12 protein-coding genes and 1 pseudogene are annotated in these 13,321 nt (G+C 72.2%); 8 read left to right on the top strand and 5 right to left on the bottom strand.

Going from position 1 to position 13,321, the window contains the following annotated elements; genetic code table 11:
- Positions 1–295: 295 nt before the first annotated feature.
- Positions 296–1,515, bottom strand: a pseudogene (locus tag PGN05_RS12420) (McrC family protein).
- Complete coding sequence (locus PGN05_RS12425) at positions 1,496–3,766, bottom strand: AAA family ATPase (RefSeq protein ID WP_419752858.1); 2,271 nt, start codon at positions 3,764–3,766, stop codon at positions 1,496–1,498. The pseudogene PGN05_RS12420 and the gene PGN05_RS12425 overlap by 20 nt, the downstream one beginning before the upstream one ends.
- A gap of 332 nt (positions 3,767–4,098) precedes the next feature.
- Between PGN05_RS12425 and PGN05_RS12430 the strand changes: the two genes are divergently transcribed.
- Positions 4,099–4,455: an iron chaperone gene (locus tag PGN05_RS12430; RefSeq protein WP_419752859.1), complete on the top strand. Its 357-nt coding sequence runs from the start codon at positions 4,099–4,101 to the stop codon at positions 4,453–4,455.
- Positions 4,456–4,627: 172 nt separating this feature from the next.
- Entirely contained in the window at positions 4,628–5,194 is a 567-nt protein-coding gene (locus PGN05_RS12435; protein ID WP_419752860.1) for a dihydrofolate reductase family protein, read from the top strand.
- 162 nt (positions 5,195–5,356) lie between these two features.
- Here the strand turns inward: PGN05_RS12435 and PGN05_RS12440 are convergent, their stop codons facing one another.
- Positions 5,357–6,535, bottom strand: a complete 1,179-nt coding sequence (locus tag PGN05_RS12440; RefSeq protein WP_419752861.1) for an NAD(P)/FAD-dependent oxidoreductase — start codon at positions 6,533–6,535, stop codon at positions 5,357–5,359.
- Between the two features lie 178 nt (positions 6,536–6,713).
- On the opposite strand from PGN05_RS12440, the gene PGN05_RS12445 reads away from it, so the two are divergent.
- The 5 genes from PGN05_RS12445 to ppk2 all read left to right on the top strand — a co-directional run bounded on the left by PGN05_RS12445 (position 6,714) and on the right by ppk2 (position 10,608).
- The gene (locus PGN05_RS12445) at positions 6,714–7,592 is read left to right on the top strand and encodes a patatin-like phospholipase family protein (RefSeq protein WP_419752862.1); all 879 of its coding nucleotides are present in this window, start codon (positions 6,714–6,716) and stop codon (positions 7,590–7,592) included.
- Between the two features lies 1 nt (position 7,593).
- Positions 7,594–8,613, top strand: a complete 1,020-nt coding sequence (locus PGN05_RS12450) for a lysophospholipid acyltransferase family protein (protein ID WP_419752863.1) — start codon at positions 7,594–7,596, stop codon at positions 8,611–8,613.
- A gap of 413 nt (positions 8,614–9,026) precedes the next feature.
- Positions 9,027–9,359: a hypothetical protein gene (locus PGN05_RS12455; protein WP_419752864.1), complete on the top strand. Its 333-nt coding sequence runs from the start codon at positions 9,027–9,029 to the stop codon at positions 9,357–9,359.
- Between the two features lie 47 nt (positions 9,360–9,406).
- Complete coding sequence (locus PGN05_RS12460; RefSeq protein WP_419752865.1) at positions 9,407–9,700, top strand: hypothetical protein; 294 nt, start codon at positions 9,407–9,409, stop codon at positions 9,698–9,700.
- Between the two features lie 71 nt (positions 9,701–9,771).
- Entirely contained in the window at positions 9,772–10,608 is an 837-nt protein-coding gene (gene ppk2, locus PGN05_RS12465) for a polyphosphate kinase 2 (RefSeq protein ID WP_419752866.1), read from the top strand.
- Here ppk2 and PGN05_RS12470 read toward each other — a convergent pair.
- Complete coding sequence (locus PGN05_RS12470) at positions 10,554–10,991, bottom strand: DUF1761 domain-containing protein (RefSeq protein WP_419752867.1); 438 nt, start codon at positions 10,989–10,991, stop codon at positions 10,554–10,556. The genes ppk2 and PGN05_RS12470 overlap by 55 nt on opposite strands.
- Positions 10,992–11,106: 115 nt before the next feature.
- Here PGN05_RS12470 and PGN05_RS12475 point away from each other — a divergent pair, with 115 nt between their 5' ends.
- On the top strand, positions 11,107–12,507 hold the full coding sequence (locus PGN05_RS12475; protein WP_419752868.1) for a TonB-dependent receptor: 1,401 nt from the start codon (positions 11,107–11,109) through the stop codon (positions 12,505–12,507).
- 354 nt (positions 12,508–12,861) lie between these two features.
- Here the strand turns inward: PGN05_RS12475 and PGN05_RS12480 are convergent, their stop codons facing one another.
- A complete protein-coding gene (locus tag PGN05_RS12480) occupies positions 12,862–13,092 on the bottom strand; it encodes a hypothetical protein (RefSeq protein ID WP_419752869.1) in 231 nt (76 codons plus the stop codon).
- Positions 13,093–13,321 lie beyond the last annotated feature (229 nt).

Raw genomic sequence — 13,321 nt, forward strand, 5'->3', positions numbered from 1 at the left:
CCGAGCGGGTGTCTCATTGGCCGCCCTCAGGGACGGCGGCGGGCAGCCATCGACCGCCCGCCGGCGGCTCCACAGTCCGCACAGAGTCTGCAACTCGGCCGTGAACCGCCTTTGGCGGCCGTATGCCATCAGCGGTATAGCCGCTGCTCAAGCGCCGTGTCCAACGTTCAACAACGATGCTCGAATCGGCCGTCACGGTTCCCGGCGTACAGGCGGCGACTCGTCCCTCGTCCATGGCTGACCTCCGCTCGGCGGCGCTTACGCTTCAGTCGACCGCGTCCGGACCAGGCTTAGGTCACTGGCTAGGGCGAGCGTGGGGGCTTGGCGGCCCGGCCACCGCTTCAGCGATCCGCTGGATCTGCCGTAGGAGGCCGTTGGGCGGAAGTGTCAGATCAAGGACGTGCTGCACGAGCTCCACGCCGTTGCCCCGGATCACATGCCGCCGTTCCGTTTCGCCGAAGCCCTTCGCGTACACCAGGTGCCCGACCGGAAGCTCCAGCGCGGTGCAGTAGGCCAGCAGTTGGTAGAGGTCGGCCTCCGGGAAGCCCTCCGGCTTCTCCGCCTTGTACTTCGCATCGAGGACAGCGACCGGAGCGTCAGTCGACGCGGCCCAGATGAAGTCCGGCCGCATCCTCACCGTCCCGGCCTCGTCCAACGGGGTCGGAACCTGTCGCAACGCCCGGCCGCCGTGCCGTTCCATCGCCTCACTGAGCGCAACGGCTACGAAGTCCTCGAAGATCCGGTGCATTTCCACGAGGAACCCGCTGGCGCGGCGCACGCCCGGTGCCGGGTCGATGGAGGTGGCGCGCAGGATCATCTCGGCTAGGCGGACAGCGACGTGATAGCGGGTGTTGAGCCGGGACGGCTGCCAGGACGGGAGCGGGTGACCGGGCACGATGGTCGACACCCCGTCGAGGCGACCCACGAGGCGACCGAGGGCGGCCCGGACAGTGCGCGTCAGCCGGGGCAGCCGTTGCAGCCGCCGTGCGGCGGACAGGAGTAGCTGGTTCTCGGCCGTGTCCACGCTGTACTCGTCGTAAGCACCTCCAACGGGATGGGCAGACCGAACCGTCGGCCGAGCTGGTCGGATTCACGGATCCGGCCGCAAAGCACTGACAGACTCGCCTCCACCTCGTGGTAGCCGTGAATCACACCCTCTTGGAGCGCCCTGTCCGCCTGGCGCGCGAAAGCAGCGGCGACTGCGGTCAGGAGGTCTGGCTGTTCGGCCATCGGGACGTCCGTGTCCTGCCACCCCTTGGGGGACAAGGCATACCCGAGGAGGAACATCAGCCGGTCGATGGCGACCTTGGGCCGGATCCAAACCTCGATGCCGGCCACCACGGCAACGCCGACGAACCTGCCAGGTCTAACCAGATAGGCGTCCCCCTGCAGCAGTCGCTCCACCGCCACCACCCGAGATGCGGCCAGAGCGTCCGCGGCGGCGCCGGTCAGCTGAACCGCCTCACCTGACCCCAACTCGATGAGCTCTATGCGTTCAGGGAGCAACGGCATCATCCGGCTCCGGCGGCGCCGCGCTCTCCGCGTCCCGGGTGTCGCTCCCACCCGCAAGCGAGGCGCGGAGGGCCGGCAACCCGTACCGACGACGCACGTTGACGGCTTCACCGTAGTGGTGCTCCTCCAGCAGCGGCAGGATCGCCGTCCGCCACACCCGCTCAAGTCCATCGCCCTGGTGCGTCGCTGGTCGCATGAGGTACGAGGGGCCGACCTTGAAATCCGAGTCGTCGATACGGCGGTTCAGTTCGGCCAGCAGTCGCGCCGGCTCGTCCTGCCTGCCCTCGCGCTCCAGCCAGCGGCCGAGCAGGCCGCGTGTCGGCTCCTCTTCCGGGTGCAGGGAGACGAAGTTGAAACGCCTACGCATCGCTGCGTCGACCAGGGCGATGGACCGGTCGGCGGTGTTCATCGTCCCGATGACAAGCACGTTCGGAGGAAGCGTGAAGGCCTTGTCGTCCCCCGAGGCGTACAGCAGCTCGATCGCCTCGTCCCGGTACTCGAGGAGGAAGTAGAGCTCGCCGAAGATGCGCGCGAGGTTGCCCCGGTTCAACTCGTCGATGATGAGGATGAACGGCTGCTCGGGGTGCTGGAGCGCCTGGTCGACCACTCGCCGCAACGGCCCGGGCCGCAGCTTGAACGCGACCGTCCCACCTTCTCCCGCCACGGGGCGGTAGCCCTCGAAGAAGTCCTCGTAGCTGTAGGCGGGGTGGAACTGCACGAGCGTCGTGCCTTCGGGGCCGGCGAGGTGGCGGGCCAGCTTCTGCGCCAGGTAGGTCTTGCCCGTTCCGGGCGGGCCGTACAAGACCAGCTGTGGTCGATCGCGCAGAAGCTCCACGCACTCTTGCAGCCAGGTACGCGGCATCAACAGCTCGTCGGCCAGGTCGTCGGTCACGTCGGGCAGGGCGAATATCGCCACGGGGGGAACTGCCTCGTTACGGTCGACGAGCTCCTCAAGCTCGGGCAGTTGGGCCGTGAGGTCGAGCAGCTCGTGCGGGCTCTGCAGCTTCGCGGCGAGCGTGGCGGGCAGGTCGGCGAAGTCGACGCCGTCCCCGGGGTTGTCCCACTTGACGGGCCGGCGGAGCCGGGACAGCGCCTCCGCGGATCGGTACTCGACGTCTCCGTCGACCTCACCGACGTAGAGGGCACCCTTATCGGTGGTGGCCACGAGGTCGGCGGTCTGCATACGCGTGAGGAACGCGTGGAACTCGTCGAGCTTCTGATCGCGCTGGCTGTACGAGACGTGCCCGTAGTTCTCGTCGACGAGATGCCTCAGCTCCTCGTGACCCGTCCCGCCCTCGACCGGAGGCAGGTGGGTGGCGGCCAGGCTGATCCAGCCCTCCGCCAGCCATGACGGGACGAGGCTGGTGCCCTGCACGCTCGCCCCTCGGACCAGCCACGCTCTCCGGGAGGGGGCCGCTGCCTTGGCGCCCAGGCTCTGCGGCGGGGGCAGCCACTTGTCACGGTAGGGCGGCTGGTACCAGTCAAACGGCTCGCCGGTCGCCTGCTCGAAGTGGTCACGCAGCGCCAGCAGGTCCCGGTCCAAGTCGCCGGTCGGAGCGACGACGTCCGCGAACGCCGACCTGATCTTCCGCTTGTGCTGGTCGCTGATGATCGGCTCGAAGACGTCGGGAAACGCGAGGTAGGCGAGGGCGTGGCGCTGCCCGGCCGGATTGGAGCCGGGTGTCGAGTGGAGGAGGTCCCGGAACACCCAGGGATCACAGATCAGTCGCTGGCGCTCCGCTGCGGGGAGCTCCGTCCAGGTGCGGACGAAGGAGATGAAGACCCCGAACTGGTTCCAGACCTGGACCTTGTAGCCCATGCCGCCGTTGAACACGCCGCCGCTGAGCGCGGAGTCGAGTTCGGGGGGCACCGCGACGGGCTCGGCCATCGACGAGAGCGGACGACGGATGCGCTCCCGCTTGGTCTCTACCTTCAAATCGCTCAGCGGCAGGACTGACAGGTACTGCAGCTCTGCCGCGAGCTGGAGTGCCGTCGGGGAGCAACCGGCCAGTTGACCCCGCAGCTTCTCGAGGAAGCTCCCGGGGCCGAGGTCAGGATTGTCCACGAACGCACGTTCGAGTTCGGCAGCGGCCGGCGCGGTCCACACGGGCGATCCCGGGGTGAAAGCGGAATCACCCTCGACGAGGCCGCGCCGCAGCACGATGGCCGCGGCCGACTGAACCTTCTCCTCACCACGCTGGTTCCGGGTGCCGTGCTCCCGCCGTGGTCGTTCGCCGATGCATTGTCCGGCCACATGCCCCTCCCCGTCTCCGTCCCGCGCGGTGGCCCGAGTCTTGCCTGCCCGAAGAGCTCGCGCAGCGCGGCAGGGAGGGACGGACGAGCTGCACAGGGCAGCCCGTCCCTGGGACGTACGCGAACCTGGGAGGCCGGATCGGTGGGAGCTCCCAGTCCGCACGCAGTCCGCAAGACGGTCAATTCCGACCAATGCCCGCCAACGTCACCAAACGGCATAAGAGCTGCTCAGCGGTCCGGATCGTCGGCTGTCAACGACGTCCGAACCCCCCAATGTCGTTCCGCTTCAACGTCTGATCCGGCGGAAAGCCGCCGGTCGAGGGAGACGCAGCCATGACGACGGTCGCCGACCACGACGCCTACATCGCCGCGGCGCCCGAGCCCTTCCAGCCCGCGCTGCAACGGTTGCGCGCGGTCCTGGCTCGCGCCCTGCCGGAAGCGGAGGAGATCGTGGCGTACGACATGCCGGGATTCCGGATCGGCGGCTCGGTCGTCGCGAGCTGTGCGGCGTTCAGCAAGCAGTGCGGGCTGTACCTCCTTCCAGGCGCCATCTCCGGACACGCCGGAGAGATCGCGGCCGCCGGCCTGAAAGCGACCAAGACCGGCATCACCTTCTCGCCGCGCACACCGATCCCGGACGACCTCGTCGAACGGCTGGCGCGGGCGTCGCGAGAGGACGCCGGGGCCTGACGGCTGCCGGAGGCGGCGGTAGTCAGACGTCGGGGCGGAACGTCCTCAGCGTGCAGGACCGCTGTTCGGCGCATCCTGGTCGGCCGCGCTGGGCGAGGACCGCCGCGACCGATGAGATCGTCGGCGCCCGCCGGTCCGAGCTCCCGGACCGGGTCGCGGATCAGGAGGACGCATGCGGAAGATCGTCGTGCAGATGATGCTGTCGCTGGACGGCTACTTCGAGGGGCCGGACCGCGACCTGAGCTGGCACCTCGTCGACGAGGAGCTGCACGCGCACTTCAACGATCAGCTCGCGACCAACAGCGCGTTCCTCGAGGGCCGGGTCACCTACGAGCTCATGGAGGCGGTCTGGCCGACCGCCGACCAGGATCCGGACGCCCCGCCGACCATGGCCGAGTTCGCCGGCATCTGGCGGGCGGTGCCGAAGATCGTGTTCTCCCGCACGCTGGGCGAGGTCGGCCCCAACGCCTCGCTGCGGGCAGAGGTGGACCCCGACGAGATCCGCGCACTGGAGCAACAGCCCGGCGGGGACATGACGCTCGGCGGGGTCGACCTGGTCGAGACCTTCCGCCGGCTGGACCTGGTCGACGAGTACCGGCTCTACGTCAACCCGGTCGTCATCGGCCGCGGGCGACGGCTGTTCGAGACCGCCGACACCCGGACCGACCTGGAGCTGGTGGAGAACCGGCGGTTCGGCAACGGGGTCGTCCTGCTGCGCTACGCGGTTCGACGGCCCTAGGAGACCGGGTGCGCAGGCGAGCGTCGAGTGGGTGCGCTGCGGCCCGGTTCCGGCGCGGCGAACGGGGCCTCGGCGCACACGCCCGGTGCGGCCGGCAGCGCGGCACGACGGCGAGGACCGGCCGGCGCCGGGCGCGCGGTGTGGCTGGCCCGACCCCGTGGCTCAGACCCTGCCCCGCAGGAGCCGCCGCCAGTAGATGCGCGGCAGGACGTAGCGGTCGGCGAACCAGGTCGCCCGGCGGGGCTCGACCAGATCGACGAGGGGCACCGACGGCGTGGGCCGGCCGTCGCGGTCGACCTCGACGAGCATCAACTCCCGTCTGCTCACCGTGATCGGCATGACCGTGTAGCCGTCGTACCGCTGCAGGGGCCTCCCGTCGCGGGCAGCCGGGATGTTCTGGGCCAAGACGTCGACCTGGCGCCGCAGCCCGCCGCCCGAGGGACGGGTGGCCACGGCCGCGGCATCGCCGATCGCCCAGATCGACTCGTGCCGGCGGGAGCGCAGCGTGTGCGGGTCGATGCCGACCAGGCCCGCTGGATCCGCGAGACCGGCGTCGGCGATCCAGTTCGGGGCCCGGTAGTGCGGGACGGCGTGGGCGAAGGCGACGTCCTCGAGGACGCGCCGGCCGGTGGGCGTCGCCACCGTGAGCGCGTGGACGTCCCAGTCCACGCGCTCCATGCGGGCCTCGCGCAGCACCTCGACGCCGAAGTCCGCGAAGGCGCGCTCCAGGACCTCGTCGGCCGCCGGTACGCCTGTGGCGGTCGGCTCGGGGAGCAGGAGGCACACGTCGAGATCCGGTAGGACCCCGGTGCGCCGCCAGTGGTCGCACGCCATGAACAGCGGCTTGAGCGCGGTCGGACCGCAGGACGCCGGCTCCGGTGGCACGGTGAAGACCACGGAGCCGCTGGTCAGCGACGTCAGCCTCGGCCAGACCTGCGGTGCACTCCCCGGGACGTACGTGGAGGCGGCCCACCCGTCGGCGTACGCCCGTTGCAACCCCGGCGTGGCCGCCCAGTCCTCCTCCAGTCCGGGGCAGAGGACGAGGGTCGAGCAGTGCAGCAGGGGTCCTCCGCGCGTGCGCACGGTCATGGCCGCCGGATCGACCGTCTCGACGGCGTCGCGGACCCATCCGCACCCCTCGGGGACGACGTCCCGCATCGGGCGCTCCAGGTCGGCCATCGTCGCCTGCCCGCCGCCCACGTAGTTGAGCAGCGGCTTGTACCGGTGCACCGGCTGCGGGGCCACGATGGTGACGTCCCGGATGCCGTCGCGGAGCAGCCGCGCCCCCAGGGAGATGCCGGCGTTGCCGCCCCCGACGATCAGTACCTCGTGGTGTTCCACACGTCACTCCTCCGGGACTGGCCACGGACCTCCGTTCCCGCCGCGGCTCGGGCACTGGGGCCAGCCTGCCCAGCGCGCAGGGGCTGCGCATCATGTGGTTGCAGGCAACCAACCGCGGCGGGGTCGTGAACGGCGGACCTCGCTCGTGGTGCCCGGACGCGGATGACACGATGCGGCCATGGCATCGACGCGGGTGCCGGCCCCGCCAGGTGGCACGGCGTTCGTCCTCGGTGGCGGGGGAGTGCTCGGCGCGGCCGAGGTGGGGATGCTCCAGGCCCTGTTCGAGCGCGGGATCCGGCCGGACCTCGTCGTCGGCACGTCGGTCGGCGCGATCAACGGCGCGCTGATCGCCGCCGACCCGACGCCCAGCGCGGTGGACCGGCTGCGCGCGGTGTGGGAGGAGCTGGCCTCCCAGCGGATCTTCGCCGGCTCCGTGCTGGCCCGCGTGGGCACCCTGGTGCGGACCCGCACCCACCTGCACCCGCGCGAGCCGCTGCGGGACCTGCTCGCGGCGCACCTGCCGGTACAGAGCTTCGCGGAGCTGCGGGTCCCCTTCCAGTGCGTCGCGGCCAGCATCGAGCGGGCTGCCGAGCAGTGGTTCGCCGAGGGGCCGCTCCTCGACGCGGTGCTCGCCTCCTGCGCCGTCCCCGGGCTGCTGCCGCCGGTCGAGCTGGGCGGCGAGCACTACCTGGACGGCGGCCTGGTGCACAGCATCCCGGTCGGCCGTGCGGTCGCCCTCGGCGCCGAGACGATCTACGTGCTGCACGTCGGGCGGATCGACCGTCCGCTGCAGCCGCCGACCCGGCCGTGGGAGGTCGCCCTGGTCGCCTTCGAGATCGCCCGGCGGCACCGCTTCGCCGCCGACCTGGCCGCGCTGCCGCCCGACGTCACGCTGCACGTGCTGCCCTCCGGCGACGAGGGGCCGCCCGGGGCCGGGGACCTGAGGAACCTGCGCTACCGCGACTTCTCCGGCGTGCCGGACCGCATCGAGCGGGCGCACGCCGCGGCCCGCGACCACCTGGACCGCTGCGACACGCCCGAGGGCGGAGGAGCCTGAGGTGCTGCCACCCCGCCGCGTGCGCCGGCTCACCGGTCCGTTGCTCATCGGTGCGCTGGTCGCCGGCGTCGTCCTGCTCCCCGTGCTCGTCGTCGTCGCGGTCGTCGTCTCGATCTGGCTGCCCGGACGCTGGCGCGGGCTGCGGCTGCTGGCCTTCGGGATGACGTACCTGGCGCTGCAGGTCGCCGGCCTGGTGGCCGCCGGGGTGCTGTGGGTGCTCAGCGGCTTCGGACGCCGGCTGGACTCCCCGGCGTCCCGGGCCGCCCACTACACGGTGCTGCGCCTCCTGCTGGACGCGCTGATGCGGATGGCGCAGCGGCTGTTCGCGCTGCGGTTGGTGACCGACGGGGAGTCGTGGTCACCGCTGGACGACGGGGTGCCCGGTTCGACCAACGCGATGGTCGTGCTCTCTCGCCACGCCGGCCCGGGGGACTCGTTCCTGCTCGTGCACACGCTGATGAACCGGGACCACCTGCGGCAGCCGCGGATCGTGCTCAAGGACGTGCTGCAGTTGGACCCGCTGATCGACGTCTACCTCAACCGGCTGCCCAACCACTTCGTCTCGGCCGGCGTCGACGGCCCGGCGGCGATCGGCGCCCTGGCCCGCGACCTCGGCGAGGAGGACGCGCTGCTGATCTTCCCCGAGGGCGCGAACTTCACCCCGCGGCGGCGGTTCCGGGCGATCCAGCGGCTCCGCGAGCGGGGGCTGGTGTCCGCGGTGCGCCGCGCCGAGGCGCTGCGGCACGTGCTGCCCCCGCGGCCGGCCGGCGTGACGGCGGCCCTGCGGGCGGCTCCGCACGCCGACGTCGTCTTCGTCGCGCACACCGGCCTGGAGCACCTGAGCACGGTCCGGGACGTGTGGCGGGGCCTGCCCATGGACAAGACCCTGCACCTGCGCTGGTGGTTCCTCCCGGCTGACGAGGTGCCGCGCGACGAGGCGGAGCTGACCGACTGGCTCTACCAGTGGTGGGAGACCATCGACGACTGGATCACCACCACGCGGCAGCAGGAGTCGGCGTAGGCCGACCGGCGATCCTCGGCCGCGACGGGATGGCACCTCCCGCGGCAGGAGGCCCTGCCGGTGTGTGACGGCGCGGCGGCGACCTGCCCGTGGAGCCGTTCGCGCCCTGCGCCGTCGCAGCGGGGGTGTCACGGTCGGGCATGCGCGTCCGGGGACCCGTGCGGGCCGCGGCGGTCGTCGCCGTCCTGGTCCTGTCCGGGTGCAGCGGTCCGGGCTGGACCGTGGAGCCGGTCGCCGGACGGGTCACCGTGGCGAGCGGGGCGGTGCCGCGCCCCCCGGCGGAGCCCGACCCCGCGCCGGCCGCCCCGGACCCCGCAGCCCCCGACCCCGCAGCTCCCGACCCCGCAGCTCCCGACCCGGCGGCTCCGCTCCCGCAGGGTCGGGAACAGCCGGCACCCGAGGAGGCGGCCACCGTGACCGTGTCCCCGATGAGGGCGGCCTGCGCCGACCTCGTGCAGGCGCTCACCGACGCCGTGGCCGCCTACGAGGTGGCTGCGCTGGCCGAGGGCGGTGGCGGCGGCGACCGCAGCGCCAGCGCCGCACGGATGCGGACGGCGTGGCGGCAGGCCGAGGCCGCCGCGGCCCGGGGAGGCGCTGGACTGCCGGCCGCGGCCGCACCCGCCATGGCCGCCGTCACGGTGCTGCACGACGGGCTCGCCACCCGGGCCACCCTCGACGAGAGCGACGCCGACCGGTGGCGCGACGCCCGGGAGGACCTGCAGGACTGGTGCCGCGCCCAGGCCTGACCGGGGTCCGGGGAGCCGGTCAGCTCGCGGCGCACTAGCGTGCGGCCGTGGGCGACAGCGGCGACGGCATCTGGGTCTCGATCGACTACACGGTGGCCTGGGCGCCGACCACAACGTTCAGCCGCGTCTACCACCTCGAGACGATGCCCCCCGGCGAGGTCGCCCAGTGGGTGCGCGACGGGATCGAGCGGGTGCGGGAGTCGGGGCAGCCGTGGTTGCTGGTCGACGCCTGGCGGATGATCCGCGTCGACCAGGTGGTCGCCTTCGGGGTGCGGCGGCTGCCCGGCGAGCCCTCGGAGCAGCCGCCCTTCGGCTTCGGCGGCCCGGAGTTCGACAGCTGAGCCGAGGCCGGCACCGAACCCGGCGCCGCCTCCGGTTGCCGCCCCGACCTGCGCGGACGATGCTCCGCCGCATGGCCGTCGCCCCAGGAGCCGCGCCGTCCGTCGAGGAGGCGTCCCAGTCGACCCGCAAGGTCGACAACGCGTACTACGAGAAGGAGCTCGCCCGGCTGCAGGTCGAGCTCGTCAAGCAGCAGGAGTACATCCGCGCCCGGGGGCTGCGGGTCGTGGTCGTCTTCGAGGGCCGTGACGCCGCCGGGAAGGGCGGGGCCATCCAGCGCATCACCGAGACGCTCAACCCCCGGGCCGCCCGGGTGGTGGCGCTGGCGGCGCCGACCGAGCGCGAGCAGGGGCAGTGGTACTTCCAGCGCTACGTCGCCCACCTGCCCGCCCGCGGCGAGATGGTCCTGTTCGACCGGTCCTGGTACAACCGCGCCGGCGTCGAGCGGGTGATGGGCTTCTGCAACGACGAGGAGTACGAGGAGTTCCTCCGCTCCTGCCCCGAGTTCGAGCGGATGCTGGTCCGCAGCGGGATCACCGTCCTCAAGTACTGGTTCTCCGTCAGCGACACCGAGCAGGAGAAGCGCTTCCAGGCGCGGCTCAAGGACCCGACGCGACGCTGGAAGCTGAGCCCGATGGACCTCGAGGCGCGCAACCGCTGGGTCGACTTCTCCCGCGCCAAGGACGCGATGTTCGCCGCCACGGACATCCCCGAGGCGCCCTGGTGGGTGGTCGACGCCGACGTCAAGAAGCGCGCCCGGCTCAACGTCATCACCCACCTGCTGGGCCAGATCCCGTACGAGGACCTGACCCCGGAACCGCCGCCGCTGCCCCCGCGGCCGCCGATCGACGACGACTACGTGCGGCCGCCGAAGGACACCCAGCGCCTCGTCCCCGACGTCGTCCCCTGAGCCGAGCGCCGCGGTCCGGTGATCGCGGCGATGAGCAGCAGCTTGACCAGCCAGTCGCCGGCGTGGATGGCCGCCTGCTGCCAGGGCACCTTCTCGTGCACGACCGAGCCGGTGAGCAGCACGGCCGGGAAGGCGGCCCACAGACCCAGGCCGAGCCGGACGGCGTCGGCCGGCCCCTCGGCCCCGGACCGGGAGGCGAGCGCCGCCACGGCCGTCGCCACCGTGGCGCTGCGGGCGAACTCGACCGGCAGCAGCCAGGGCGGGGTCGACGGGTCCGCGTAGGCGTCGTCGAGCTCGGCCAGCCGACCGCCGAAGGCGGCGTACCACGCTCCGCTGGCGACCACGGCCGCGCCGGCGGCGACACCGGTCCTCCGGAGGTCCACTGGGCCCTGTCGGCGTGCGTCCATGCACCTGAGACGGCGCCGGGCCCGACGAGTCATCGGTCGTGGCGGAACGGGGCTACGCTCGCCGCCCTGGCCGCACCGTAGGGGGACGTTCATGGACGCCGGCGCGGACACCCTGCAGAAGGCGCTGCAGATCAACCTCGACCCCCGCTGGTACGGCACGATCGCCGAGATCGGCGCGGGCCAGGAGGTGGCCCGCTGGTTCTTCCGGGCGGGCGGCGCGGCCGGCACCGTCGCGAAGACCATGTCGGCCTACGACATGGCGGTCAGCGACGCGGTGTACGGCAAGGCCGACCGGTACGTCTCCAAGGGCCGGCTGCAGGCCATGCTCGACCACGAGCTCCAGCTCAACATCGACCGGCTCGGCGACGACCGGGGCAACGAGACCGCCTTCTTCGCGTTCGCCGACACGGTCGTGGCGCGCAGCTACCGCGGCGGGAACGAGTGCCACGGGTGGATGGGCGTGCGGTTCCAGTCCCACCCGCGGGACGAGCCCAGCCAGGTCGTCGTCCACGTGCGGATGCTCGACGACGAGGCCGCGCTGCAGCAGGAGGCGCTGGGCATCGTCGGCGTGAACCTCCTGCACGCGGCGTTCTTCCAGCACCACCGGCCGGAGGACCTGGTCGAGAGCCTGCTCGACCGGCTGACCACCGGCCGGATCGAGGTCGACATGATCGAGCTGACGGGGATCGAGTTCCGCGCCGTCGACAACCGGCTGATGGCGCTCAGGCTCGTCCAGCTCGGGCTCAGCGGCGCGGCGATGTTCGGGCCCGACCGGCGGGTGCTGCAGCCCAGCGAGGTGCTGCGGAAGAAGGCGATCCTCGTCGAGCGCGGCAGCTTCCGGCCGCCCACGGTGGTCAACATCGACATGCTCGAGGCGGCCCGCGAGAAGTTCTCGGCCGATCCGGCGGTCGCCGGCCGCGAGGTACTCCTGCTCACCGAGCTGACGATGGCCAACCTGCGCGCCGGCAGCGACGTCGTCGACCGGCGGGACTTCCTGGCCCGCGCCGACCTGCTGGCCGCCTGCGGCCTGACCGTGCTCATCTCCGACTACGTCGCCTACCACCGGCTGGCCGCCTACCTGGCCTGGCGCACCGACGGCCGCATCGGCATGGTCATGGGGGTCCCGAGCCTCGCGGACCTGTTCCACGAGGAGGACCACGCCACGCTGCCCGGCGGCATCCTGGAGAGCTTCGGACGGCTGTTCAAGAACGACCTCAAGCTCTTCGTCTACCCGATGCTGCGCAACGGCGAGGTCGTCACCGTCGACACCCTCGGCGTCGACGAGGAGCTGCGACCGCTCTACGACTACCTCTACCGGCGCGGGAGCTTCGTCGGCCTGGACAACTACAAGCCCGACTACCTGCCGATCCTCAGCCGCGACGTGCTCAAGCGGATCCCCACCGACGACGACACGTGGACGTCGATGGTGCCGCCGGAGGTGTGCGAGGTGATCCGGAAGCGCGGGTTCTTCGGCTACCAGCGCGACCGCTGAGCGCCGCGCCGCTCCCGGCCGAGGCCTTCGGCCCGGACGCGCAGGTCGTCACCCTCGACGTCCGGCAGCTGGCCACGTCCGGCGCGGGCGGGCTGCCGCTGGGCGGGTCGGTCACCCCGCCCGAGTGCGGGCAGGACGTCGGTGCCACCCAGGTCACCCCCGAGGACTTCGGGGCCATCGTGGCGCAGTCGGCGAGCACGCCCACCGGGGTCACGGTGGAGGTGCTCGCCGAGGGCGAGGACGTCGAGGGCGGCGCTCCAGCAGACGGGGGCACCCTCTGCGGCGCTCGACCAGGCCGCCTTCACCGCTCTCTTCGAGGACGCCTTCGCGGCCCAGCGGAACGGCTGAGCCCGCTCAGGCGCGCGGCAGACCGATCAGGACGTCGTCCCGCTCCCTGGCCCCGTCCAGGCGGTACCCGTCCGTCCCGCCGAGGTGCCGCACGGTGGACCAGTGGCCGGGCGCCCAGGCCCGCACCATGACGCCCTCCTCGGAGATGGCGACCAGGGCGCCGGCCTCCGTGGCCAGCAACCCCGCCTCCACGCGCTCGTCGCGGCCCCCCGTGACCTCCACTGTCCAGATCGGCATCCAGTGCTCCCCCCGGTTCGAGGCGCCGCTGCTCGACACCCGACCGCAGCACCCAATCCGGCCGGGCGGCAGATCGTCAATCGGCCTCGGGCGTGGCGCCGCCGTGTCACAACGGAACGGAACGGTGCGGAACTGCGTGTAGTCGGTACCGCCCGATCCTGGGCCTTCGGGCGCAGAGGGCGAGGACCCGGCCGCGGCCCGGGAGCCCATGCGGCGGTGGGACCGATGA

The sequence above is a fragment of the Geodermatophilus sp. CPCC 206100 genome, from assembly GCF_048569675.1.
Classification (GTDB): domain Bacteria; phylum Actinomycetota; class Actinomycetes; order Mycobacteriales; family Geodermatophilaceae; genus Geodermatophilus.